Below are 25,543 nucleotides of genomic sequence, written 5' to 3'. Positions count from 1 at the left end.
AAAAAACTGCGGGATCCCGTTCATCGCGGAACGGGATCCCTGTGCTGCTTAGTGGCCTTCCGAGGCGTTGAACATGGTCTTGGCGTAGATCAGGCCCAGGCCGTAGGCGCCGCCGTTGGTGATCGCGGTGGCGACCGTTTCATTGTAAGTCTCGGTGCGGGCCCAGTCGCGCTGCAATTCGAGCAGGTATTGCAAGGAAGTCATCGGACGTGCGCCCAGCTGGATCATGCGTTCGACGGCGCGTTGGTGCGCTTCGTTCGAGACGTCGCCGCTGGCGTCGGTGATCACATAGACTTCGAAGCCCTGGTCCAGCGCCGACAGCGCAGGACCGACGATGCATACCGAAGTCCACAGGCCGGCCAATACGATCTTTTCCTTGCCGATGGCGTTGACGCGGTCGGCGATGCGCGGGTCTTCCCAGGTGTTCATGCTGGTGCGGTCGATCACTTCTTCGTTCGGGAACACCGATTTGATTTCATCGAACATCGGACCGGAGAAGGACTTTTCAGCGACGGTTGTCAAAATCGTCGATACCTTGAATTCCTTGGCGGCCTTGGCGACCAGTGCGACGTTGTTGCGCAGTGTGACCATGTCGATAGAGTGAGTGGCGAACGACATTTGCGACTGATGGTCGATCATGATCAGTGTGTGGTTGCTTGGGTTCAACAGAGTTTTGCCTGGTTGTGCTTTTGCGATTGCCATGATGTTCTCCTGAGGTATTGACGATTAATTCGATAAGGGGTGATTGCTTCGTAGGTGTCCGTCTTTGTCTGTGCCGTTCACCATGGAGCGAAGTATGGGCGAACGTTAAACGAAAGAAAAACGGAAAGAATATCCATCAATCATCGAAATATTCGAAAATAGAATCGAGGGCGTTCAGGCCTATCGATATTTGCTTCTTGGGCAATAAAGTTTTGCTTTGCACCGTATTTTTGCAACAGCACTTTGACCGCATACTGCTTTCCCCGGAGTACGTACCGAAAGGTCCGTCCCACCTCACTTACCAAGGAATTTCATGAGCACCATTCCCGCATTCGGCCTCGGCACCTTCCGCCTGAAAGAACAGGAAGTCATCGATTCGGTCACCAACGGCCTCGAACTCGGCTACCGCCACATCGACACCGCGCAGATCTACGGCAACGAAGCCGACGTCGGCAAGGCCATCGCCGCCGCCGGCGTGGCGCGCAAGGACTTGTTCGTCACCACCAAGATCTGGACCGACAATCTCGGCAAGGACAAACTCATCCCCAGCCTGAAGGAGAGCCTGGACAAACTGCGGACGGAGCAGGTCGACCTGACGCTGATCCACTGGCCGTCCCCCAATGACGCCATTGCCGTCGCGACGTATATGGAAGCGCTGGCCGAAGCCAGGGCGCAGAGACTGACCAGACTGATCGGCGTATCGAATTTCACCATCGCGCATCTGCAGCAAGCCATCGCCGCCGTCGGCGCCGCAGAAATCGCCACGCTGCAGGTCGAAATCCATCCCTTCCTGCAAAACCGCAAGGTGGTCGAGTTCGCGCGCGCTCAGGGCATACACCTGACGGCCTACATGCCGCTGGCTTACGGCAAGGTCATGACGGATCCGACCCTCATCGGGATCGCCAAGGCGCACCAGGCCAACCCGGCCCAGATTGCACTGGCATGGTCGCTGCAGCAGGGCTTCGCGACGATTCCGTCGTCGACCAAACGAGCCAACCTGGAAAGCAACCTGGCGGCGCAGAAGATCGTCCTGAGCGACGCCGACATGCAGGCCATCACCAAGCTGGACAAGGGTGAACGCCTTGCCAATCCGGACTTCGCACCGCAATGGGATTGATGCTGTCCTGAGGAATTGCTTGCGCCTGCGCGGCGCAAGCCCTCCCCCAATTTCTCGCCGGGCCGCAACGACATTCAGAAATTTTTATTTTAAATTGCTTGCAATTTAATTTTCATCAATTTATTATTCATTCCATGCACTGCCCCTTACCCCGGAAAGGCAAGCGCATGAATGACTTGTTTCATTTGTCAAAACACCAAATATATTGTGCGCAATTTAATTGCGCAGATACACAACCCTATCTTCGAAAGGAAACATCATGAAATCGATCAAGCAACTGCTCGCCCTCAGCACCATCGCTCTCGCCGCCGCCTCGGCCGCCCAATCTGCATCGGCAGCCTCTGTCGAACCGCAAACCCAGGGATTCCTCGATGCGCTGGCCGCAGCCGGCGGTCCTCCGATCTACAAGCTGACACCTGAACAGGCGCGCAACCTGCTGGCCGGCGCGCAGTCCGGCAAAGTCGCCAAACCCGCAGCCGACATCGAAGACCGCGTGATCCCGGTCGGTCCGACCGGCAGCACCCGCATCCGCATCCTGCGCCCGCAAGGCAACAAGGAAACGCTGCCGGTGGTGATGTACTTCCACGGTGCGGGCTGGGTGATGGGCGACGTCAATACGCATGATCGCCTGGTGCGCCAGATCGTTGACGGCGCCAAGGTTGCCGTGGTGTTCGTCGATTACGACCGCTCGCCGGAAGCGCGCTACCCGATCGCCATCGAACAGGATTACGCCGCCACAAAATACATCGCCGAACACGCCGCGGAATTCAACGTCGATGCCAGCCGCCTGGCGATTGCCGGCGACAGCGTGGGCGGCAACATGACCGCCGTGGTGAGCCTGCTGGCCAAGGAACGCAAAGGTCCGGCGATCAAGTATCAGGTGCTGTTCTACCCGGTCACCGATACCAATTTTGAAAACGGTTCGTACAAGCAGTTCGCCAACGGCCCATGGCTGACAAAGGAAGCGATGAAGTGGTTCTGGAACGCCTACCTGCCCGCCGGCGCCAACCGCAAGGATCCGCATATCGCACCGCTAAACGCGACGCTGGAGCAATTGAAGGATCTGCCGCCGGCGCTGGTCATCACCGATGAAAACGACGTTCTGCGCGACGAAGGCGAAGCCTACGCCGCCAAGCTGGCCAAGGCCGGCGTACCGGTGACGCAAGTGCGCTATCTCGGCACCATCCATGACTTCGTGATGCTCAATGCGCTGGGCGACACGCCTGCCGCGAAGAGCGCCATCGATCTGGCGACCTCCAGCTTGCGCAAGGCGCTGGCCAAGTAATCCCGGCAGCGCAAAATAAAAACGCCCGCTTCATCCATGTGAAGCGGGCGTTTTGCGTACGGCGGAAAGAACAGGTTTATGCAGGCACCGCGACCGGCTTGTCATGCTGCTGCCCCTTGATGCGCAACACCATCACAGCACCGATCAGGCAAGCCACGCCCATCAGCATCGACGAGGCCGTGTAGTCACCGAGATTGGCGCGCATGAAACCCGATATCGTGGTGGCCGCAGCAGCGCCGAGCTGGTGGCCGGCGACGATCCAACCAAACACGATCGGTGCGGCCAGGCGGCCGAATACATCGTTGGCCAGGCGCACGGTCGGCGGCACGGTGGCGATCCAGTCGAGACCATAGAAGATCGCGAACACGGTCAGGCCGAAATAGTCGAGTCCGAACGCGAACGGCAGGAAGATCAGCGCCACGCCGCGCAGGCCGTAGTACCAGAACAGCAGCACGCGCGGGTTGAAGCGATCCGACAACCAACCCGACAAGGTCGTGCCGACCAGATCGAGCATGCCCATCGCCGCCAGGATGCTGGCGCCGCCGACTTCGGAAATGCCGTAGTCGTTGCACATGGCGATGAACTGCGTGCCGATGTAACCGTTGGTGCTCATGCCGCAGACGAAGAAGCTGAAAAACAGCAGCCAGAAGTCGCGCACCTTCATCGCCTGGCGCAGCGCATCGAAGGCAATCGCCAGCGGATTGCGCGCCGCCACGGCGGCATCGGCCGGCGCATCGGCAGCCTGGCCGTAGCGGCGCAGACCGACGTCGGACGGACGTTCCGGCAGAAACAGCGCCACCAGCGGCACCGCTGCAGCAGCGACGATCGCCACCAGGAAGGCTACCGAACGCCAGCCGTAATGCTCGACCATCGACGCCATCAGCGGGAGGAACACCATCTGGCCGGTGGCCGCGCTGGCGGTCAGCAAACCCATCGCCAGACCGCGGCGCATTTCAAACCACCGGCTGACGATGGTCGCGCCCAACGTGTTGGCGGCGACACCGGTGCCGGAGCCGACCAGCAAACCCCAGGTCATCACCATGTGCCACGGCATCTGCATCAGCGTGCTAAGCGCAGTGCCGACCGACAACAGCACCAGCGCGCCCATCACGACGGGACGGATGCCGAAGCGCTGCATCGCGGCCGCGGCGAACGGACCGATCAGGCCGTACAGCGCGATGTTGAAGGAAATCGCCAGCGAGATGGTGGAACGGTTCCAGCCGAACTCATGTTCCAGCGGCAGGATCATCACCGACGGCGTGGCGCGGATGCCGGCCGAGGTCAGCAGGACGAGGAAGATCACGGCGACGACGACCCAGGCGTAACTGAAACGGTGCGAGGTGCGCTGCGCGATGGCTTGAGTGACTTTATTCATGACGCTCATTCGAAATAATGGTGAATAAAAAACCATCAATGCGTTTGCTGCGCTTACGCATTGATGGTGATTGATGATGACTGATGGTGCTTGTACTGAAACTGTCCCCGGCGCCTGAAATGGCCGCTCAGGCTTCCTGCAATTTGTCGTAGGCGTCGTCGATCATGCCGGACAAGGCCGCATGCAAGTCCTCGCCGAGCAGGCCGTCGATTTCCAGCTGCGCCTGCACCCAGTTGGGCCGGGCCGCCGCCAGCTTGGCCTTTCCTGCCGCGCTGAGACCGAGTCCGAACGAGCGCTTGTCGACGTGCTCATCGGGCGGCATGTCGACGGTCTCGATCCAGCCGGCCGCCATGAGCGGCTTGATATTGCGGCTCAGGGTGCTGCGGTCCATGCCCATTTCCGCAGCCAGGCGCAGATTGGCGATGGAACCGTGCCGCCCCACCCGGCTCAGCAGCGAGTACTGGCTGATGGTCAGCTCATCCGGCAGCAAGTGGTGGTCGTAAATCGAGGTGATACGCCGCGTCAGCCGACGCAGGCGGGTACAGGTGCATTGGTTAAACATGACGATCCGGCCTTTTCAGCGCATTCAAATCAATGCATATGCATTAATGTATATGCATACTAATCAGCGAGATCGTCGCTGTCAAGCGCGTATTTTTGGAACGGGACAAAAAAATGGCGTCGCAACAACGACGCCATGGAGACAAGCGAAACAGGTGAATCAGGCGCTGCGTGGGGCAGCCTTCTTGCGCGGAGTCTTGACCGGCTTGGCCGGCTTGGCGGCGGCAACCGCCTCGGACGGGGTCGCGGCCGCATCGTTGGCAGCCGCTTCGGCGGCGCGTTCGCGGGCAAAGTTGATCCGCGCCTTCATGCCTTCATTCGCCTGCGGACCCGGAGCAAACACGAAATCGGGGGAATTCAGGCGCTTGCCGCTCTTGCCGTCGATCATCACCGGTTCGGCCTCCTCGCCCGTGGTCGAATCGACCAGCAGCACGCTTGGGCCTTCCGGGGCGAAATGCTTGTTGCCCCAGGTGTTGAGCGCGACCAGAATGGAGCGGAAATCACGTCCCAGGTCAGTCAGGATATATTCGTGGCGCGGCGGCCGTTCGCTGTACTGGCGGCGCTCCAGCAGGCCGGATTCGACCAGCGAGTTGAGACGGCGCGTCAGCATGTTGGGCGCGATGTCCAGACTCTTCTGGAACTGGTCGAAGCGGGTCAACCCGTGCAGCGCATCGCGCAGGATCAGGATGCTCCACCACTCCCCCACGCGCTCCAGCGTGCGGGCTACCGGGCATTGCATGTTGCCGAAGCTTTTACGTTCCATGGACAAGTCCCATCTGGCTGGCTATCATTCGGATGAACAACTAACTATCATTTTGCAATCTACATTATAAAACAAGTCAAGGGAGATCGCCATGTCCGTTAATCCGATGTATCTGGAAGACTTCGCCCCGGGCCAGAAATTCGGCCACGCCGACGAGGAAGCATTGAGCGCCGACGCCATCAAGGCGTTCGCTGCGAGCTACGATCCGCAGCCTTTCCATCTCGACGAAGCCGCTGCAGCGCAGAGCTTTTTCGGCGGACTGGCCGCGAGCGGCTGGCATACCGCCGCACTGACCATGCGCCTGCTGGTGAAAACCCTGCCGATTCACGGCGGCATCATCGGCGCCGGCTTCGAGGAATTCCGCTGGCCGCGCCCTACCCGTCCCGGCGACCGCCTGCACATCGAGGTGGAAGTGCTGGAGTTGAAGTTCTCGCAATCGAAGCCGCAACAGGGCTTCCTCAAGCACCGCGTCACCACTTTCAACCAGGACAAGCAGCCGGTGCTGGTCATGACCGGCAATCTGCTGGTGCCGCGCCGTCCGCCGGCTTAATTATCGAAGATGAATTGGGTGGCCTTGTCGGCCGACAATGGCCGGCCGTAGAAATACCCCTGGATTTCATCGCAGCCCCAGGCGCGCAGCAGTTCACGCTGGGTCACGGTTTCCACGCCTTCGGCGATCACCGACAAGCCCAGATGATGGCCCAGGTTGATGACCGCCTGCACGATCGCCGCGTCTTCGCTGTTGGGGCGCAGGTGGCGGATGAAGGACTGATCGATCTTGAGCTTGTCGATCGAGAATCGCTTGAGATAGGCCAGCGACGAGTACCCGGTACCGAAGTCATCGATCGCCAGCGTCAGGCCGCGCTTGCGCAGGTCTTCCAGCAACTCGATGGTGCGTTCGACATCGCGCATGACGATGCCTTCGGTGATTTCCAGCTCGATGAAGGATGGATCGATCATGCTTTCGCTGAGCGTGGTGGTGACGCGGCGCAGGAAGGATGGATGGTGGAACTGGCGCGGCGAGATGTTCACCGCGATGACGAATTTGCGCGGCGTCTCCAAGCTCCAGATCTTGGCCTGGCGGCACGCTTCGGCCAGCACCCAGTCGCCGATCGGTACGATCAGGCCGGACTCTTCGGCCAGCGGAATGAAGTCGGCAGGTGAAATCAGCTCGCCGTTGCGGCGCCAGCGCACCAGCGCCTCGAAGCCGACCAGGCGATCGTCGGTCAGCCCCTGTTGCGGCTGGAAATGCAATTCCAGTTCGTTGCGTTCGATCGCGTGGCGCAGTTGCGCTTCCAGCGCCAGGCGTTCCTGCGCGCGCGTGTTGAGCGCATTCGAATACTGCACAAAGCAATCGCCGCCGGCGTCGCGCGCCGCCTGCAGCGCCGCATCGGCATTCTGCAGCAGGTGCGCGGGCTCGGCGCCGTCGCGCGGATACTCGGCGCCGCCCATGCTCATGCTGGAAAAAATCTCGTGCTGGCCGAACTCGAACGGTTGGCGCATGTATTCCTGCAGGCTCGACAGGGCTTCCTGGAAGCTGACGTTGTCGCCGTTGGACTTGTACAGGATCGCCACGTTGGCGCCGTTGAGGCGGAACACCTCGCCGCCGTGACGTTCGGCTGCGCGCTTGATGCGGGTCGCCATTTCCTGCATCAGGCGATCGCCGAACGCATGGCCGAGGCCGCCGACCACGCGCTCGAAGCGGTCGATCATACCCAGCACCACCGTGTGCGGCTGGTCCGCCATCGTCTTGAGGCGACGCTCGAACGAGCCGCGGTGCGCCAGCCCGGTCAACGGATCATGCGCCGCCTGGAAGGCCAGCACATTCTCGGAACGGAAGCGCGCCCATACGTGATACATCATGAACAAGGCGGTTAGCAGCATGCCGACGCTGTAGATATGCACCAGCCGTGAAATCTCGTCGACGCCGCTGTTGGCCATGTCGCCCACTTCATAGACGCCGGCTTCAACCTCGTGCTTGGCCTTGCCGAGCAAGACGCGGATCTGGTTGGTCCTGACGTTGAGTTCGCTGAGCAGCAGGCGCGCCTTTTCCCGGTTGACCGGCGGCGCCAGCATGATCTTTTCGAGCACCGGGCCCATCGCCAGCACGGCGTCGTAGTTGCTGCGCAGATTGCCCATCTCGGTAGCCTGCTGCAAGTCGCGCCGCACGTAGTCGAAGTTGTCGGCCATTTCTTCGCCGGCCTGGGTTTCCAGGGTGTCGAAGCGGTCGCGTCCGATGGAGGCGACGTAATACTTGTTGAGCGCCAGCTGGTAGCGCAGCAATGCACTTTCAAAATCGGACAAGTGGCGCAGCGTGGGGATTTTTTCCTGCAGCAGCGGCGTCGTCGACGCGCGGATATCCTTGGCCGTGCGCGCCATGGCGAAAAACAGCCCGATACCGGCGGCGATCACGACCACCAGCAAACCGTAAATCGCCCAGCGATAAGGTCGGCTGACCACTTGCATACTTGAACCCCAGCGAAGAAAAACCGCCCCCCGGAAACAGCGTCGGCATGCGTGAACGTGGTGGTGAACATCTGTCGCTCTGCACGCCTCCCACGACCGCAGTCTTCTCCTGCGGCGCGGTGCAGCGGCATGTCAAGTCGATGTCATTTCCCGCTTCCCGTCATCACGACAACGTGATTCCCTGAGTCAGACTGAATCGTTTTATGGACAGACGGTGCGAGCGTCTGCAATATTGCTTTTTTGCCATCGGACCACGTGTGTCTTTTTTTATTATCGGCAGCGCAGAAAATTATACCGGCAATCGCCAGCGCTCCCGCCATTTCCGGGATGCGCAGTACGTCCAGGCGACAAACTTTGGTAAATTTCCAACAGGCATTACTCGAAATCCCTGCAACGCAATACCGTGGCAGGATTTCAAGATGCTCTTGGGAGAGATTGCCGGCGGCAACGACGGCGCCGCCGGCGGACGCCTCGAACGAGGCTGCAGAAAATTACGCCGCGTCGGGCTGGGCCGAAGGCTGCGCCAGCTGGAAGGCCTCGAGCGCGCTACAGGCTTCCTCAATAGCCGCAAGCGTCGGGTAAGGCGTCATGTCGACGTTGAAGCGGCGGGCATTGAAGATCTGCGGGATCAGGCAGCAATCGGCCATGGTCGGCGTATCGCCGAAGCAAAAACGGCCGCGCCGGGGGCTGCCCGCCAGTTGCGTTTCCAGCGCGCCGAAGCCGAGCGTGATCCAATGCTGTATCCACTGCTGCTTGATCTCGTCACTCAGGCCCAGCTCCTGCTTGAGCATGCGCAGCACCCGCAGGTTGTTGAGCGGATGGATGTCGCAAGCGATCGCCAGCGCAATTTCGCGCACGTGAGCGCGGTCGAGCAAACCCGGGGGTAGCAGCGCCGGGGTCGGGAAGCGCTCTTCCAGATATTCCAGGATCGCCAGCGATTGCGTGATATGACGTCCCTCTTCCTCCATCACCGGCACCAACGACTGCGGATTCAGGGCGCTGAATGCCGGCGCATATTGTTCGCCGCCGTTGTTGAGCAGATGCACCGGCACGGTGTCGTAGGACAGCCCCTTGAGATGCAGGGCGATCCGCACGCGATACGACGCCGAACTGCGAAAATAGCTGTAGAGATGAATCGTCATGGCCCTGTCTCCTTGTACTGTTCAAACCTCGCGCGCCGGCAGCACGGTGCCCGCGACCTCGCCGAAACCGATGCGCGGCAAACCATCGCATCCGGCCCAGCCGCGCATGATGACGGTATCGCCGTCTTCGATGAAGACGCGCGTTTCGCCATTGTTCAGGTTGATCGATTGTTTGCCGCCGGCGGTCAGTTCCAGCAGCGAACCGGCCGACTCCGGCGTCGGTCCCGATAGCGTGCCCGAACCGAGCAGGTCGCCCGCGCGCAGGTTGCAACCACCGACGGTGTGGTGCGCCACCAGTTGCGACACGGTCCAGTAAGCATCGCGGAAATTGCTCAGCGACAGACGTTGCGGCGCCGTGCCGGCCTCGCGCATGGCTTTGGTCTGCAGCAGTACTTCCAGTTGCACGTCGAAGGCGCCGTGCTCGCGCACCTCCGGCGCATCGAGATAGGCCAGCGGCTGCGGATCGGCGGCATCGCGCGTCCACGCGGCACGATACGGCGCCAGCGCTTCGATGGTGACGATCCATGGTGAAATCGTCGAAGCAAAATTCTTCGCCAGGAAAGGGCCGAGCGGCTGGTATTCCCAGGCCTGCACGTCGCGCGCCGACCAGTCGTTCAACAGGCACAGGCCGAACACATGCGACTCGGCGGCACCGATGGCAATGGCGTCGCCGATGGCGTTGCCCTGCCCCATGAAGACGCCGACTTCCATTTCATAGTCGAGACGCTTGCACGCGCCGAACACCGGCGTGTCTGACGTCGGCGATTTGAGCTGGCCGAGCGGACGGCGAAATTGCTGGCCCGAGACTGCTATCGAGGAGGAGCGGCCGTGATAGCCGATCGGCACCCATTTGTAATTCGGCAGCAGCGGATTGTCCGGGCGGAACAGCTTGCCGATGGCGGTGGCGTGATGGATCGAGGTGTAGAAGTCGGTGTAGTCGCCGATCTGCGCCGGCAAGGCGTGTTCGGCTTCCGCCTGCGGCACCAGCGCCGCCTGCAACTGCGACTGATGCACCGAACCATCGCGCAACAGAGTCGACAAGGCCAGGCGCAGGGCCGACCATGCCGCTGCATCGAGTTCCATCAGCGGATTCAGATTACTCCCCGCCGTCGCTGCGACGATGGCCTTGTGCACGGTCTCGCCGAAACCGGCGAATGCGCCGCTTTCGAACGCCGCGCGCAAGTCGAGGATGCTGTCGCCGATGGCAACGCCGGCGCGGAAAACCTCGTCGCCTTCCCGGCCGCTCCTGCGGAACACGCCGTACGGAAGGTTCTGGATCGGGAAATCGCTGCCCGCGGCATTGGCCGAGGCGACCCAGCTTCGCAGGTCAGCGTCGTGGGTTTCATTCAGGATGATGCTCATTGTTGCTCCGGACGATGTTGTGGATTGAAGTGCGGGTCAAAGTTCTTTTTGATATCCATCCAGCACTGGTAGTAATTCTTTTGCAGCGTCGGCGAGCTCAGCGCATGGCGCGTCGGCTTGATCACATTGCGCGTCTCGAACATGAAGGCCATGGTGTCGCCGACCTTGTCAGGCTTGCTGGTGTCGCTGCGGCTGGCCTTCTCGAACGTGGCGCCGTCGGGGCCGTGGCCGGTCATGCAATTGTGCAGGCTGGCGCCGCCGGGACGGAAGCCTTCGGCCTTGGCATCGTACACACCGTGGATCAGCCCCATGAATTCGCTCGCCACGTTGCGATGGAACCACGGCGGGCGGAAGGTGTTTTCCGCCGCCAGCCAGCGCGGCGGGAAGATCACGAAGTCCAGCGTATCGACGCCCGGCGTATCGCTCTGCGCCTGCAGCACGAGGAAGATCGACGGATCGGGATGGTCGTAGCTGATCGATCCGATGGTGTTGAAATGGCGCAGGTCGTATTTGTACGGCGCGTAGTTGCCGTGCCATGCCACCACGTCCAGCGGCGAATGCCCGATCCTGGCCTGCCACAGGTTGCCGCCGAATTTGGCGATCAGCCTGAAGTCGCCTTCCCGGTTTTCATACCAGGCATGCGGCGTCAGGAAGTCGCGCGGATTGGCGAGGCCGTTGGAGCCCAGCGGACCGAGGTCGGGCAAGCGCAGCAGCGCACCGAAGTTTTCGCACACATAACCCTGCGCGGCGCCGTCGGGCAGCTTGACCTGGAAGCGCACGCCGCGCGGAATCACCGCGATCTCCTGCGGCTCGATGTCGATCGCCCCCAGTTCGGTGAGCAGCTGCAGGCGGCCGGTTTGCGGCACGATCAGCAATTCGCCGTCGGCGGAATAAAAGTAGCTGTCGGTCATCGACTGGTTGGCCGCATACAAGTGAATCGCGCAACCGGTCTGAGCATCGGGCGAACCGTTGCCGGCCATGGTGATCAGTCCTGCGACGAAATCGGTGGGCGCGTCGGGCATGGGATGCGGATCCCAGCGGTACTGGTTGGGCGGCGTCTCGACGTCGTCGAAGCGATCGACCAGGCCGTTGCCGATGCGCTCGAACGGCTCATGCATCGCCGCCGGACGAATCCGATACAGCCACGAGCGACGGTTGTGCCCGCGCGGAGCGGTAAAGGCGGTGCCGGACAATTGTTCGGCATACAGGCCGTAGGCGACTTGCTGCGGCGAGTTCTGATTGACCGGCAACGCGCCGGGCAGCGCCTCGGTCGCAAACTCGTTGCCGAAGCCGGACTGATAACCGGCGGTCCTGATCACCGCTTGGGCAATGAAAGATTCTGCACGCGTATTCATGATGCGTCCTTCTCAAAAAACCGATTCCAAAAACTATTGCGGGCGATACCAATGCAGGCGCGCCACCATCAGCGCCGAGATGATCGCCGGTACGGCCGCAGCCATGAACAGCGAACCGTTGGCCCATTGCATGGCGATCAGCTGGCCGCCGATGACCGGCCCCAGCACCGAGCCGATGCGGCCGATGCCGAGCGCCCAGCCGATGCCGGTCGAGCGCAGCTGGGTCGGGTAGAAAGTGCCGGCCAGCGCATTGACCGCAGGCTGTCCGCCCACCACGCAGAAGCCGGCTACCACTACGCAGATGAACAGCAGCACCGGCGTCGCGGCGACGTGACCGATCAGGGCGATGAAGACGCACGCCACTACGAAGCAGCTGCCCAGCACGCGGGTAAATCCGAAGCGATTGATGAACCAGCCCAGCGTCAGCGTGCCGACGATACCGCCGACTTGCAGCGAAGTGCCGATCAGCACCGCTGCGCCGGTCGAATAACCGGCGTCCTTGATCAGCGTCGGCAACCAGTTGGACAGGAAATATAGGTTGATCAGGTTCATGAAGCTGATCAGCCACAGCAGCAGCGTGACGCCGGCGCGGCCCTCCCGGAACAGTTCGGCCACCGGCATGCCGTCGTTGCGCGCTTCCTTGACCACCACGGTGCTGCTTTCGGTAACCAGCAAACCCGGCTGCACCTTGTTGAGCCAGCGCGCCACTTGTTTCATCGGACGCTTGCGCAACACCAGGAACTGGATCGACTCCGGCAACCAGATCAGCATCGCCACGCCCAGCGCCGCCGGGATCAGGCCACCGACCAGGAACACCGAACGCCAGCCGAAGGCCGGGATCAGCGCCGCGCTGACGAAGCCGCCGACCGCTGCGCCGACGGTAAAGCCGCACGACACCAGCATCATGCGCGTTACGCGCGAGCTGTTCGGGCTGAACTCGCCGACCAGCGCCATTGCGTTGGGCATGATGCTGCCGAGGCCGAAGCCGGTGATGAAGCGCAGGACCAGCAATTCATCGATGGTTTGCACGCGCGTGGTCAGCAGCATGCAGGCGGCGAAGAAAAAGGTGGAGATGATCAGCACCGGACGGCGGCCGTATTTGTCGCCCACGGGGGTGAGCACCAGCGAACCGAGCAGCATGCCGAACAGGCCGGCGCCAAACACCGGACCGAGGCTGGCCTTGTTGACGTGCCAGTCGCCGATGATGGCGGGCGCGACGTAACCCATGGCCTGGATGTCGAAACCGTCGATGATCAGGCACAGGCCGCACAGCAGCAGCAGACCGAATTGAAAGGCGCCGAAACGGCTCTGCTCGACGACCTGGTCGACATTGATGACATCGGATTGCATCCTTGCTCCTCCTTATTGGTTGTGGATGGTCGCAACTTGCCTGCATGACAACACGCAGGACGACGTCGCGTTTTTTTATGAGTGGTGCAATGATCCGACTTTTACGATATAAATGGGTAAATGTGGTCCATTGATATTATGAATAGTGGTCGGAAAAATAACGGAAGCGCTGCACGAGCATGATCGAACCCAAAGACATCGACCTCAACCTGCTGGTGGTGTTTCAGGAAGTGTTCCAGGATCGCCAGATTTCCTCGGTGGCGCGCCGCCTGAACCTGTCGCAGCCGGCCGTCAGCAATGCGCTGGCGCGCCTGCGCCGCACCTTCGGCGACGAGCTGTTCGTACGCACAGCGCAAGGCATGCAGCCGACGCCGTTCGCACAGCAGCTGGCCGAGCCGGTGGCGGCGGCGCTGATGCACGTGTCGAAGGCGCTGAACCGGCAGGAGCCGTTCTCGGCGGCGGGCAGCGCGCGCCATTTCACCATCGCCATGACCGACGTCGGCGAGGTGTACTTCATGCCGCTGCTGATCGAGACCTGTGCCCGGCTCGCGCCCGGCATCCAGATCAGCACGGTGCGCGCCGGCGCCATCGATCTCAAGAGCGAGATGGAATCGGGCCGGGTCGACCTCGCCATCGGCGCCTTCGACAACGTCTCTGGTGCGCTGTACCAGCGCCGGCTGTTTCGCCAGAACTATGTGAGCATGTTCCGCCAGGGTCATCCGCTGAGCGGCAAGACCGTGACGATGAAGGATTTCCTGGCGGCGCAACATCTGGTGGTGTCCTCGCTGGAAAGCCCCTACGATCGCATCAATCAGAATCTGGAAAAAGCCGGCATCCGCGCCAACGTCAATTTCCGCGTACCGCATTTCACCGCCGTTCCCTATATCGTCAGCACCACCGACCTGATCGTGACGGTGCCGCAAAAACTGGCCGAGAGCGCGGCGCAACCATTCAACCTACAATACATTCGTCCGCCCTTGCGGCTGCCGTCGCTGCAGACCAATATCTTCTGGCACCGCCGCTTCAACCAGGACGAAGGCAACCAGTGGCTGCGCGGATTCGTTTCCGAGCACTTTGCGGAACAGTAAGTGTTACAAGATTCAGGAGACGCGATGAAGCATTACCTGCACTACGACCGCGATCAGCTCGACCGTCAATACAATGTGCGCGCCGGCATTCCGCGCTTTCAGGATATCTTCGACAGCTGGAATGAAACCGCGCGCGCGTACCGGCAGCAGCATGAAGTGCGCACCAACCTGCACTACGGCGCGCATCGCCTGCAGGCGCTGGATTATTTCCCGGCGACGCAGGCCGATGCGCCCTTGCTGGTGTTCATCCACGGCGGCTACTGGCGCTCGCTGGACAAGGACGACTTCAGCCACCTGGCCGGGCCTTGCCACGAGGCCGGCATCGCCGTGGCCATGATCAATTACCGGCTAGCTCCCGAGGTCGACATGCCCGAGATCGTCGGCGACGTGCGCCTGGCCTTCTCCTGGCTGTACCGGCAAGCGGCGCAACTGGGCTTCAATGCCGACGACATCTATGTCGCCGGACATTCGGCAGGCGGCCATCTGGCAGCCATACTGGCGGCGACCGACTGGCAGGATAGCGGTTTGCCGGACAATGCCGTGAAGGGATTGTGCAGCGTCAGCGGGCTCTACGACCTGGAGCCGATTCGCCTGTGCTACCTGAATGAGGCGCTGCAACTGGATCAGTCCCAGGTGCAGCAATTCAGTCCCCTGCATCATCTGCCGCGGCTGCCGATGCCGGTGGTGCTGAGCGCCGGCGGCGCCGAATCCGCCGAATTCCATCGCCAGCTGGCGGCATACGGACTGCGCTTGCAGGCGGCGGGATTCCCGGTACGGCAAGTCAGGCTGGCCGACGGCCATCATCTCGATGTGATCGGCAAACTGGCCGACAAGGATAATGAACTGGCGCAGGCGCTGGTGGCGCTGATCCGCGCCTGAAGGGACGGACTGCTGCTCTTACTGCTGCCCGAGTTCCCGATACAGCGCGTTGGCGCGCATCAGGTGACTGCGCATCGCTTCGGCAGCAGCATCGCCGTCATGGGCCGCGATGGCGTCGACGATGCGCTGATGTTCGGCCAGCGTAAGTTCTTCCGCACCCGGCGCGCGCACCAGCGTGAAATAAAACTCTCCGGCCCACTTGAACATCGATTCGACGATGGAGGGAAACAGAGGATTGCCGCTGATGTCGGCGATCTCCCGATGAAAGGCCATGTCACGTTCGATGAACTCTTCCAGGTTGACCATGGACGCGCGGTGCTGCGCAATGCTCAGGCGCAGGCGCGCGATCTGCTCTTCAGTGGCGCGCTCGGCGGCCATGCGGGCGGTGCTGGTTTCGAGCAGGACGCGGGCTTCCTTGAGATGTCCCAGCATGGCGGGCTTGGTGCGCAGCAAATGCTGTGCGCCGATGGCGATCTGGGCGATCAAGCGGTCGGCGGTCGGATCGACCACGCGGGCGCGCTCGCCGTGGGCGATCTCGACAAAGCCGGAGCGCTCCATCGCCTGCAGCGCTTCACGCACCGCAGGGCGGCCCACGCCGTACTGCTCCATCAGCTCACGTTCCGACGGCAGTTGCGATCCGGGCGGCAGTTCACCGCTATGGATGCGCTCCATCAGGCGTTCCAGGACTTCTTGATATAACTTGCGTCGCTGTATGGTTTCCGGCATGGCTTGCGTCATTGCGTCAGCTTGAATAAGGCGTGAATGAAAATTGAGATGGAACTTTAGCACATCAATTTTACTGCCCCTCGCTCACGGATCGGACCAGGATCAGGTGGAAACCGGTGACGCTCCTTCGAGGACATCGCCGAAAAAGCTGCGCGCGCCGACCTGCCCGCCCTTGAGGACCACTTCCAGCCCGTCGCGGCGCGGATTGTCGGACCAGGCGCGACACAAGGGTGCCCCCGGCGACATCGCGGCGCATACGCTGAGCGCGCTGATGTCGAGCGCGCCGGCCACCTCGCCTGAACTATCCCCGCCGGCAATCGCCAGCCTCGACACCGTGCAGGTATCGAGCAGGCGCCGCATGATCTCGGCCAGCGCGGCGCCGACGCGACGCGCCGCCTCGGCGCGGCCGAGACCGGCGTGCCTTGCTATCGCGTCGAAACCGATGACGCAAGGATCATCCGGACCTTCGGCGCTGTACACCAGCGGACTGCGTCCCGCGCGGATCGCCGCCGCCGCCAGCGCGACGACACGCGCCAGTTCCGTCTCGCGACTGCCGGCGCCGAGCGCCGCCGCCAGATCCAGTCGTTCCACCGCAAATCCATGCGTGCGCGCCCAGGCGATCTGTCCGGCTGTCACCGGCGAACAACTTCCGCTGACTGCGGCGATGACCGGAACCGGCCCGGCTTTCGGCAATGAAGTCTTTTCTGCAATCCAGCCGCGCGAGCGCCAGTACGACGTCAACGCGTATTGCAACCCGGATGACGATGCACTGAACACGCCCGCGCCGCGCTGCTCCCATACCAGGCGGCCGGCTTCGCGCAAGGTTTCTTCGTCGAGCACGTCGAGCATGACCACAGGCGCGTCCGCCCCCTTGAGGCGCGCCAGACTCTGCGCGTCCGCCGCCGCACCATTGCGCAACTGGACCATGTCGATCAGCTGGATGCGGCGTTGCGTCTGCAGCGCCAGATGACGGCGCAAATCCGATTCGGCCATCGGCGTAACAGGATGGCGCGCCATGGTCGGATGGCGATCGAGGCGATAGCCGACGCCGTCGACGGCCGCAAACAGGTTGCCGAACAGCTGATAGCGCTTTAACCGCGGCGCGCCGACGATCATCGGCGACCATGTGCCGGGCATGTGCACCACACCCAGATCGATGGCGCGGCCGATGGAGCCGGTCGTCGCCGACGAGTCGAACGTCGAGCACACCTTGTATTGCATCAGCGGCGGATGCAGCGCCGCCAGTTGCGAAAACGCTCCCGGCAGATGCTCGCCCATCCATTCCGGTGAACGGCCGCGCGAAGAACCGGCGATGCCGACGCAGCGCACGTCCGGAAAGCGTTGCAGCATGGCGCGGTCGGGTGTCTGCAGGAACAGCACCGTCGGCAAACCCGCCGCCGCCATTACTTCCATCGCGTCGGTCGAACCGGTGAAATCGTCACCGTAGTACGCCAGCAGCAAACCTGCCGGCAAGGCGTTTTCTTTTCCGTCTGTCGTCATGAGCAGTGCACTTATTTCCAAAAACCGAGCGCAGCCTGCAAGGCTGGATGGCGCTCGGCATGACGTTCCAGCGGCACGCCTTCCATCGCCGCCACCCAGGATTCGCGCAGCGCTTCGACACCGGCCGACACGCCTTGCGGATGCCCGAAGATGCCGCCGCCGGCGGTGTGGATCAGATCCGCGCAACCGATGGCGCGATAGGTGTCGGCCGCTTGCAAACCGGTCTGTCCCGAGCTGAAGACCGGCATGGCCGACAGCGGCGCATCGGGCATCACCGGGCTAAGCACCGAGCGCGCTGCGGCGATGACGCTGTCGTCGGGCTCGCTGAATTTGTTGCGCAGGCCGTTGACGTGCATGTGATCGGCGCCGGCCAGGCGCCACAGCATCTGCCACGGCGCGTAATCCCAGCCCAGCTGCGGACAGCGCGTCAGGTAACCCCAGCCGGCGCGATGCGCATGGATCGGCAGTTGTGCATGGCGGCGCAGCTCCTGCAAACCGATCAGGCCGATCGAATTGAGACTGGCCATCACGCAGGTGCCGCCTTCGGCCAGCACCAGGTCGTGGCGCCGGCGCATCTGGTCGAGATCGCCGGTCAGGTTGAAGGCCATCATGACTTTTTTCCCGGTCCGCTCGGCATGCTCGTTGATGACCCGCATCACGCCGCGTACGCGCTCATCGAAAGGACACCGTGCGCCATCGGCCTGCAATTCGTCATCCTTGATGAAGTCGACGCCGCCGGAGACCAGTTCGCGCACTTGCTGTACGGTCTCGTCAACCGACAGGCCGACGCTCGGTTTGATGATGGTGCCGATCAGCGGACCGTGTGTCACGCCGCTCAGGCGGCGCGTACCGGCGATACCGAAGGCCGGTCCCTGATAGGCTCGGGCAAACGCCGGCGGCAGACGCAAGCCGGTCAGGCGCAGGCCGGACACCTGGCGCAACTCGAACAGATTGCCCGCGATGGTCGCCATCAGGTTGGGCAGCGAGGGGCCGAGGTTTTCCAACGGCCAGGAAATCTCCAGTTCGCATTGGGTGTAGCGCTGCGACGGCATGCCGCCCGGCAAGCTGGGTTGTTTGCTGTGGCCCAGGATGTCGAGGCGCTCGACACGTGCGCCGGAGCGTTCCTTCAGTTCGGGCGTCTCGGTCGGCAGGGCGACGAAGGTGCCGCTCGATTGTTCGCCGGCGATGACCTCGGCGGCGCGGGCGGGATCATCGCCGGTTTCCAGCCAATAGCTGGCGTAGATGCGTTCCATGTTTTACTCGCTGATAGTCTGGTTCATCCGTGGCAACGATCGCCACGGATGTCTGCGGCTGCAGGTGCTCAGGTGATGCGCCGGATGCTTTCGGCGATTTCATCGTGATCGAAGACGTTCAGCCAATCGTCGCGCAACAGGCGCGGCAGGCCGTTCTGGATCGCTTTGTTGCAGGCGTCCGAAAACGCGCCGGGGATTTCCTTGAAAATCACCGCCCCCAGAATGTTCATGTGGCCCAGCAGGAAATCGCGCGCGGCTTCCTCGGGTACGCCGCGGCGCACGGTCTCGTCCATGGCCTGCTTCATCGCGTAAAGCAAGGTGGCGCAGACGGTTTCCGACAGGCCCGGTTCCAGGATCGCCATCTGGTCCACCGTCAGGCGATAGCTGCGCAGGATCGGTTGATAGATCACCTTGGCCACGTCTTCGCCCAGGTCGAAGGCCGACTCGGGACCTTGCATCAGCGCGCTGGTAATCGATTGCCGGGCGGCACCGCCGCCGAAGAAATCGCGACGGCCTTCTTGCGTCGTCTCGTCGTTGAAGATCGGCGGATGGCAAGGGTGGGCCACGAAATAGACCAGGTCCGGACGGTCCGGCAGATGGCCGGCGAACGGCGCAGCCGCATCCAGCGTCATCACCATCACGCCGGCGCGCAGCTTGGGCGAAATCTCTGCGGCGATTTTGCCGATCAGCGTATCCGGCACCGCCAGGATGACGACGTCGACGTTGTCCAATGCCGCGTCGATGCTCACGCACTCCACGCCGAGCTCTTCCTTGAGGCGCTGCTGGCCTGCCTGGCTGACTTCCACGTGGGCCACGCGGTAGTCGGATTTCTTGAGATTCTTGGCCAGCCGCACACCCATCTTGCCGCCGGCGCCGAACAGGGCGATTTTTTCCTTCATGATGATTCTCCAGTTGCTCAGTGACGATTCAATGATTCGGTAATACAAAAATTTGCCGAGGATGCACGGTGAGACGCTAATCCGCGATCGCCTTTCCCTGCAGTTCCGACGGCAAGGTTTGCTCTTGCCGTACGCCCGCTCCGATGGCAAAGATCACCACCGCCGAGGTCAGCATCAGCGCGCCGACCACGAACATCGGCGCCTGGTAGGAACCGGTCGCGTCCTTGATGGCGCCCGTAACGAACGGTGCGATGAAGCCGGCGGCGTTGCCGACCGTATTGATCAGCGCAATGCCTGCCGCCGCGGCAGCGCCCGACAGGAAGCGCGCCGGAATCGACCAGAAGGTCGGCAAGGCCGAGAAGATGGCGCAGGCGGTGACCGTGATGGCCGCCACCGTCGCCGCCGGCGTGTTCATGTACAGCGCCATCGGAATACTGACCGCGCCCAGCAGGGCCGGTACGCCCACGTGCCAGCTGCGCACGCCGCGATGGGTGGCGTCGCGGCTCCAGAGGTACAGCGCAACCGCCGCCGGCAGGTAAGGAATCGCCGTGATCAGTCCCTTTTGAAAGACGTTGAATTTGCTGCCGAATTGCGCTTCGAAGCCGCCGATGATGGTAGGCAGGAAGAACGCCAGCGCATACAAACCGTAGATCAGGCCGAAATACACCAGCGACAGCAACCACACGCGGCTGTTGGTCAGCGCCGAGGTGACATTGGATTGAGCGGTGATGCGCTTGATCTTGTTTTCGCTGGCCAGCGCGGCCGTGAGCCAGTTGCGCTCGGCTTCATTGAGCCATTTGGCGTCGGCCGGCTTGTCGGCCAGATAGAACCAGGCGATCACGCCAACAACGATGGCAGGGATCGCCACGCCGGCGAACATCACGCGCCAGCCCTCCAGTCCGAACAGGCCGTGCGCCTCGATCAGCAACGCTGCGACCGGAGCCCCGATGACGATGGTCAGCGGCTGCGCGAGATAGAACAGCGCCAGGATATGGCTGCGATGGCGGGCCGGCACCCACATGCTCAGGAACAGGATCGCGCCCGGGAAGAAGCCGGCTTCGGCGACGCCCAGCAGGAAGCGCAAGACATACAGACCCTCGACATTGCTGACCCAGGTGAACAGCAGCGCGACGATGCCCCAGGTCACCATGATGCGCGCCAGCCAGCGACGGGCGCCGTACTTGTGCAGCGCCAGATTGCTGGGAATTTCCAGCAGTACGTAGCCGATGAAAAACACGCCCGCAGCAAAGCCGAACTGTGCCGCCGTGAGGGCGAGGTCCTTGGTCATGCCATTCGGACCGGCGAAGGAAATCGCCGTGCGGTCCAGAAAATTGATAAAGAACATCAGTGCGACGAACGGCACCAGCCGTAACGATACTTTCCTGATTGCCGACTTTTCGACGGCGCTTGTTGCTGCCTCCATGCTGTCTCCTCAGTTGATTGAACAAGGGTATTGCCGAATCAACAACAACCTTGTTTTCCCGCCGACGCTTTTCGGAAAGCGTTTCTGACGGTGGTTTTAGTGATGTGCAGTTACCTGCCTCGCCAGTGTTTTATGAAATTTTCTAACTGGTATGATCACTATACCATTTGGATTTGAGATTAGACCAGATTTTTATCGCCGTTGACGTAATCCTGCACACAGCCCCTACGCTGGGGTGGCGCCCGGCAAAAACGCTCCTCGGAAAAGCCGGTGGTATCATGGCCGCTCTCCGCGTTCCGGGCAGCGCACCTGCGTGCGACTTCCTGCATGCCTGCCGCCCCATGTTTCCGCTCCTTGCGTCTTACTGAGTTTTTCCGATGTCCCGTCCTCCTCTGCTGCAAATCGTCCCGCTCGCCGCGCTCACCGGCGTCGGCATGCTGGCCACCGATCTTTACCTGCCTGCGCTGCCCCATCTCGCCCACGATCTCGGCAGCGACGTGCCGGCCGTGCAGGCGACGATTTCTTCTTTCATGATTGCGCTGGCGCTGTCGCAACTGCTGTGGGGCGCGCTGGCCGACAAGCTCGGCATGCGCAATACCTTGCTCGCGGGGGTTGCCCTGTTGGCGGTCACCGGCGTGGCCTGTGCGTTGGCGGAGGATGTCGACGCACTGATCATTTACCGCACCGTGCAAGGCATCGGCGCGGGCGCCGCCACCGTGGTGGTGCCGGTGCTGTTGCGGCGACGCTTCGCCGATGCCGATGCGATCAGGGCGATTTCCTGGGTCAGCATCGCCGAATCCGTCATCCCCGCCGTCGCGCCGGTGATCGGCACGGGCATCCTGCTGGTGTCGGGCTGGCGCAGCAATTTCTGGCTGGTGGCCGTCCTCGCGCTGGCGCTGCTGCCGTTCATCCTGAAACTGGTGCCGGGCAGGCAAGTGCTGCACGACGCCGATGAAACCGTCAGCTACGCCGTGCTGCTCAGGAATCGCGTGTACCTGCGCGACGCCGCCGTGTACGGCCTGACCTTCGGCGCGCTGGTCACCTTCGTCGCCAGCGCGCCGCACCTGATCGAACAATGGAGCGGTCGCGGTCCCGGCGCCTTTGCGCTGATGCAGGTCTGCGGCGTGTCCTCCTTCATCATCGCGGCCTCGCGCGCCGGCGCCATGGCGCATCGTTGCGGCACGTTCAAGCTGATGAATGCCGGCGCCATTGTTCAGTTGATTTCGGTGGCGGGACTGATCGCGCTGGGCCTGCTGGACCAGCGCCATGTCGCGCCGCTGATCGGATGCTGGATGCTGTTCTGCGCCGGCCTCGGCCTGCGTGGACCGTCCACCGTGACGCGCGCGCTGTCGGTGCCGAAGTCGCTGACCAGCCTGGCCTCGGGGTTCCTGATGTTCCTCGCGCTGACGCTGTCGGGCGTGGGTACGCAGATCGCCGGTTTCCTGCTGCATCGCGGACTGTTGCCGGTGGCGTTGCTGGTGGCGGCGATGATCCTTGCCAGCATGGTGCTGCAAAAGGATGCGCCCGCACCGCATTGACATTTGAACAATGAGATATTTTTGGAATAATTCTCATTCGTCTATCCTCTATAATAGGGCGCTTTAGCGAAAACGCCATCCACCGGCGTCAGCAAGCCGCGCGGCCCACAAGAGAAAAACAATGTTCAAGAAAATCTGGTTCCAGGTGCACTGGTTCATCGGCATCACTGCAGGGACCGTGCTGATGTTCATCGGCGTGACCGGCGCCATTCTGTCTTTCCGCGAAGAAATTACCGACTGGCTTAATCCCGGCATCGTCCATGTCGCCGTGCGCGACCAGGCCATGCTGACGCCGCCGCAGATTCTGGAACGCCTGCGCGCCGAGGTCCCGCATGAGCGCGTCGCGGTGCTCATCGCGTCGGTCCGGCCCGGCGCTTCCGTGCGCATCAACTTCGCCCCGCCGCCGGGCGTGCGCCGCGGCGAAATGCGCTACGCCGATCCCTACACCGGCGCACTGCTGCCGCCGCTGGCCGGCAACGAGTTCTTCGAATTCACCGAACGCTTCCACCGCTGGCTGCTGCTGCCGACCGATACCGGCAAGATCGTCGCCGGCAGCCTGTCGATGTGCCTGCTGGTCCTGGCGCTGTCGGGGCTTTACATGCGCTGGCCGCGCCGCGCGCTGAACTGGCGCGCCTGGTTCAAGCTGGACTTCGGCCTCTCGGGCCGTTCCTTCCTGTGGAACCTGCATTCGGTGATCGGCACCTGGGCGCTGGTGATGTACGTGGTCTTTACTACGACGGGGATGTACTGGGCGTTCGACTGGTTCAAAGCCGGCGTCAACAGCCTAGCCGGGCAGGAAGTGCGTGCGCCGCAAGCCAAACGCGAAAAGCCCAAAGGCATGGGCATGGACAAAGAGAAGGACAGGGCGGACAAAGCCGAAGCTGCACCGCTCGACCTCACGCTGGCCTGGGACGTGTTCGTGCGCGAGGCCGGTCCGTACACGCTGGTCAACATCCGCATTTCCGACAAGACCGCGCAGCCGGTCCAGTTCAATTACCTGCTGCCCGACGCCTCGCACGAGCGCGCACGCAATCGCCTGAACGTGTTGCCGCTGACCGGCGAAATCAAGCTCAATGAACGCTTCGCCGACAAGGATGCCGGCGGCCTCTTCATCGGCGCGATCTATCCGCTGCACATGGGCACCTACTTTGGCATGCCGGGTCGCATCGTGATGACGATTGCAGCACTGATCATGCCGCTGTTCGGCATCACCGGCTGGATGCTGTACCTCGACCGCCGACGCAAGAAGCGCGCGGTGCGCGCCGAACGCGCCCTGCTCGACCGCAGCCGCGAAGCCGTCGTGACCAGCCCGGGCGGCGGCAGCAAGGAAGGCAAGGAAAGCGTACTGCTGGCCTACGCCACGCAAGCCGGTCAAGCCGAACGCATCGCGCTGCACACTGCTGCAGCGCTGCAGAAAGCCGGCGTTGCCGTCACCGTGCAATCGCTGGCCACGCTCGATCCGGAACGGCTGCGCCACTTTCACCGTGCGCTATTTGTGGTGAGCACCTTCGGCGAAGGCGAGCCGCCCGACAGTGCGCGCCGCTTTGCACGGCAGCTTGCACAACCACCCGGCAACGCCCTCGCTCACGTGCAATTCGGCTTGCTGGCGCTGGGCGACCGCCACTATGAAAAATTCTGCGGCTTCGGCCACAGCGTCGACCACTGGCTGCGCAGCCAGGGCGCGCAAGCGTTCTTCCCGATGATCGAAGTCGACGATAACGCAACCACGGCACCGGCCGCGCTCGCAGCCTGGCAACGCGAACTTGCGGTGCTGACCGGCGGCGCGCCGCTGGAAGATGCCGCGCCGGCGCCGGCCGAAGCGCCCTATGCCGGCTGGCTCCTGCGCGAACGCAAGCTGCTCAATCCGGGCAGCGCCGGCCAGGCCATCTACCACCTGGAATTCGACGCGCCCGCTGGCGGCAATGTGCAGTGGCAATCCGGCGCACTGGCGGAAATTCTGCCACGCCATGCCCCCGACCGCGTTGCACTATTCCTGAGCCGCACCGGCCTCGACGGCGACGTCGCGGTCCGCCATCAGGGCGTCACGCTCACCCTGGCCGAGGCGCTGTCGCGCAGCGTTCTGCCGGCTCCCAGATCCGGCCCCGGTCTGGCGCCGCAAGCATTGGCCGACACCCTGCAGCCGCTGGCATCGCGTCGCTACTCGGTCGCCTCGGTGCCGGAGGACGAACGCGTACACCTGCTGGTACGCCAGGTTGCGCATGAAGACGGCTTCGGCCTGGCTTCGGGCTGGCTGACGGAATACGCGCCTTTGGGCAGCACCGTCGAATTGCGCTTGCTGGAGAACAGCAGCTTCGCACTCGCACCCGAACCGACCCCGGCCATCTTCATCGGCAACGGCTCCGGCCTGGCCGGTTTGCGCGGTCATCTGCGCGCCCGCATCGCGAGCGGCCAGCGCCGCAACTGGCTGCTGTTCGGCGAACGTCACCGCGCCCACGATTTCCTCTATCGCGAAGAGATCGAACAATGGATGCAGGACGACATGCTCAGCCGTGTCGACATCGCCTTCTCGCGCGATCAGCCCGAGCGCGTCTACGTGCAGGACAAGTTGCGCCAGGCCGCCGATATGCTCAAGGCCTGGCTCGACGAAGGCGCAGTGCTGTACGTCTGCGGCAGCCTCGACGGCATGGCTGCGGGCGTCGACGCCGCGCTGGCCGACCTGCTCGGTGAAGCCGCGCTGGAAGACCTCATCGCCCAGGGCCGCTATCGCCGCGACGTGTACTGATCCGGATCTTCCCGGG

21 protein-coding genes are annotated in these 25,543 nt (G+C 62.6%); 7 read left to right on the top strand and 14 right to left on the bottom strand.

The genetic code is table 11. The features are described 5' to 3' along the window. Positions 1–48 precede the first annotated feature (48 nt). Complete coding sequence (locus F506_RS07945) at positions 49–702, bottom strand: hydrolase (RefSeq protein WP_053196417.1); 654 nt, start codon at positions 700–702, stop codon at positions 49–51. 313 nt (positions 703–1,015) lie between these two features. On the opposite strand from F506_RS07945, the gene dkgB reads away from it, so the two are divergent. After that, positions 1,016–1,819 (top strand): 2,5-didehydrogluconate reductase DkgB, encoded by an 804-nt coding sequence (dkgB, locus tag F506_RS07940; RefSeq protein ID WP_053196415.1) that lies wholly within the window; start codon positions 1,016–1,018, stop codon positions 1,817–1,819. 259 nt (positions 1,820–2,078) lie between these two features. Continuing rightward, entirely contained in the window at positions 2,079–3,104 is a 1,026-nt protein-coding gene (locus tag F506_RS07935; protein WP_053196413.1) for an alpha/beta hydrolase, read from the top strand. A 76-nt stretch (positions 3,105–3,180) separates the two neighbouring features. On the opposite strand, the gene F506_RS07930 is transcribed toward F506_RS07935, so the two are convergent. From F506_RS07930 to F506_RS07920, 3 genes are all read right to left on the bottom strand, one after another. After that, entirely contained in the window at positions 3,181–4,479 is a 1,299-nt protein-coding gene (locus F506_RS07930) for an MFS transporter (RefSeq protein ID WP_053201368.1), read from the bottom strand. Positions 4,480–4,606: 127 nt separating this feature from the next. Continuing rightward, positions 4,607–5,041, bottom strand: a complete 435-nt coding sequence (locus tag F506_RS07925; protein WP_053196411.1) for a MarR family winged helix-turn-helix transcriptional regulator — start codon at positions 5,039–5,041, stop codon at positions 4,607–4,609. Between the two features lie 159 nt (positions 5,042–5,200). Further along, a complete protein-coding gene (locus F506_RS07920) occupies positions 5,201–5,803 on the bottom strand; it encodes a winged helix-turn-helix transcriptional regulator (protein ID WP_053196409.1) in 603 nt (200 codons plus the stop codon). A gap of 91 nt (positions 5,804–5,894) precedes the next feature. On the opposite strand from F506_RS07920, the gene F506_RS07915 reads away from it, so the two are divergent. After that, positions 5,895–6,353 (top strand): MaoC family dehydratase, encoded by a 459-nt coding sequence (locus F506_RS07915; RefSeq protein WP_053196408.1) that lies wholly within the window; start codon positions 5,895–5,897, stop codon positions 6,351–6,353. Here the strand turns inward: F506_RS07915 and F506_RS07910 are convergent. From F506_RS07910 to F506_RS07890, 5 genes are all read right to left on the bottom strand, one after another. Continuing rightward, positions 6,350–8,269 (bottom strand): putative bifunctional diguanylate cyclase/phosphodiesterase, encoded by a 1,920-nt coding sequence (locus F506_RS07910; RefSeq protein WP_053196406.1) that lies wholly within the window; start codon positions 8,267–8,269, stop codon positions 6,350–6,352. The two genes, F506_RS07915 and F506_RS07910, sit on opposite strands and share 4 nt — an antisense overlap. Before the next feature lie 491 nt (positions 8,270–8,760). Further along, positions 8,761–9,411: a maleylacetoacetate isomerase gene (maiA, locus tag F506_RS07905; RefSeq protein WP_053196404.1), complete on the bottom strand. Its 651-nt coding sequence runs from the start codon at positions 9,409–9,411 to the stop codon at positions 8,761–8,763. A gap of 21 nt (positions 9,412–9,432) precedes the next feature. After that, positions 9,433–10,773 (bottom strand): fumarylacetoacetase, encoded by a 1,341-nt coding sequence (fahA, locus tag F506_RS07900; protein WP_053196402.1) that lies wholly within the window; start codon positions 10,771–10,773, stop codon positions 9,433–9,435. Continuing rightward, positions 10,770–12,128, bottom strand: coding sequence for a homogentisate 1,2-dioxygenase (gene hmgA / locus F506_RS07895; protein ID WP_053196400.1), 1,359 nt, complete (start codon positions 12,126–12,128; stop codon positions 10,770–10,772). The genes fahA and hmgA overlap by 4 nt, the downstream gene beginning before the upstream one ends. A 33-nt stretch (positions 12,129–12,161) precedes the next feature. Then, entirely contained in the window at positions 12,162–13,478 is a 1,317-nt protein-coding gene (locus F506_RS07890; RefSeq protein ID WP_053196398.1) for an MFS transporter, read from the bottom strand. A gap of 179 nt (positions 13,479–13,657) precedes the next feature. Between F506_RS07890 and F506_RS07885 the strand changes: the two genes are divergently transcribed. Together F506_RS07885 and F506_RS07880 are read left to right on the top strand one after the other, a co-directional pair. Continuing rightward, positions 13,658–14,566, top strand: coding sequence for a LysR family transcriptional regulator (locus F506_RS07885; protein ID WP_053196397.1), 909 nt, complete (start codon positions 13,658–13,660; stop codon positions 14,564–14,566). Between the two features lie 24 nt (positions 14,567–14,590). Continuing rightward, on the top strand, positions 14,591–15,445 hold the full coding sequence (locus tag F506_RS07880) for an alpha/beta hydrolase (RefSeq protein WP_053196395.1): 855 nt from the start codon (positions 14,591–14,593) through the stop codon (positions 15,443–15,445). Positions 15,446–15,463: 18 nt separating this feature from the next. Here F506_RS07880 and F506_RS07875 read toward each other — a convergent pair whose 3' ends face one another. The 5 genes from F506_RS07875 to F506_RS07855 all read right to left on the bottom strand — a co-directional run bounded on the left by F506_RS07875 (position 15,464) and on the right by F506_RS07855 (position 21,246). Beyond that, positions 15,464–16,171 carry a transcriptional regulator NanR gene (locus tag F506_RS07875; RefSeq protein ID WP_029363207.1) on the bottom strand — a complete coding sequence of 236 codons (708 nt, stop codon included), beginning with the start codon at positions 16,169–16,171 and terminating at the stop codon, positions 15,464–15,466. Between the two features lie 102 nt (positions 16,172–16,273). Continuing rightward, the gene (oiaK, locus tag F506_RS07870; protein ID WP_053196392.1) at positions 16,274–17,671 is read right to left on the bottom strand and encodes a 3-oxo-isoapionate kinase OiaK; all 1,398 of its coding nucleotides are present in this window, start codon (positions 17,669–17,671) and stop codon (positions 16,274–16,276) included. An 11-nt stretch (positions 17,672–17,682) separates the two neighbouring features. After that, entirely contained in the window at positions 17,683–18,924 is a 1,242-nt protein-coding gene (locus tag F506_RS07865; protein WP_053196390.1) for a ribulose-bisphosphate carboxylase large subunit family protein, read from the bottom strand. Between the two features lie 68 nt (positions 18,925–18,992). After that, positions 18,993–19,823: a phosphogluconate dehydrogenase C-terminal domain-containing protein gene (locus F506_RS07860; RefSeq protein WP_053196389.1), complete on the bottom strand. Its 831-nt coding sequence runs from the start codon at positions 19,821–19,823 to the stop codon at positions 18,993–18,995. 76 nt (positions 19,824–19,899) lie between these two features. Continuing rightward, positions 19,900–21,246 (bottom strand): MFS transporter, encoded by a 1,347-nt coding sequence (locus F506_RS07855; RefSeq protein WP_053196387.1) that lies wholly within the window; start codon positions 21,244–21,246, stop codon positions 19,900–19,902. Positions 21,247–21,623: 377 nt separating this feature from the next. Here F506_RS07855 and F506_RS07845 point away from each other — a divergent pair, with 377 nt between their 5' ends. Beyond that, complete coding sequence (locus F506_RS07845) at positions 21,624–22,784, top strand: MFS transporter (protein WP_053196383.1); 1,161 nt, start codon at positions 21,624–21,626, stop codon at positions 22,782–22,784. 121 nt (positions 22,785–22,905) lie between these two features. Then, on the top strand, positions 22,906–25,527 hold the full coding sequence (locus F506_RS07840) for a sulfite reductase flavoprotein subunit alpha (protein WP_053196381.1): 2,622 nt from the start codon (positions 22,906–22,908) through the stop codon (positions 25,525–25,527). Positions 25,528–25,543 lie beyond the last annotated feature (16 nt).

It is taken from the genome of Herbaspirillum hiltneri N3 (assembly GCF_001267925.1).
Classification (GTDB): Bacteria; Pseudomonadota; Gammaproteobacteria; order Burkholderiales; family Burkholderiaceae_D; genus Herbaspirillum; species Herbaspirillum hiltneri.
Note: the sequence above shows the minus strand (reverse complement) of the source record. Positions and strands in the feature narration are given on the sequence as shown.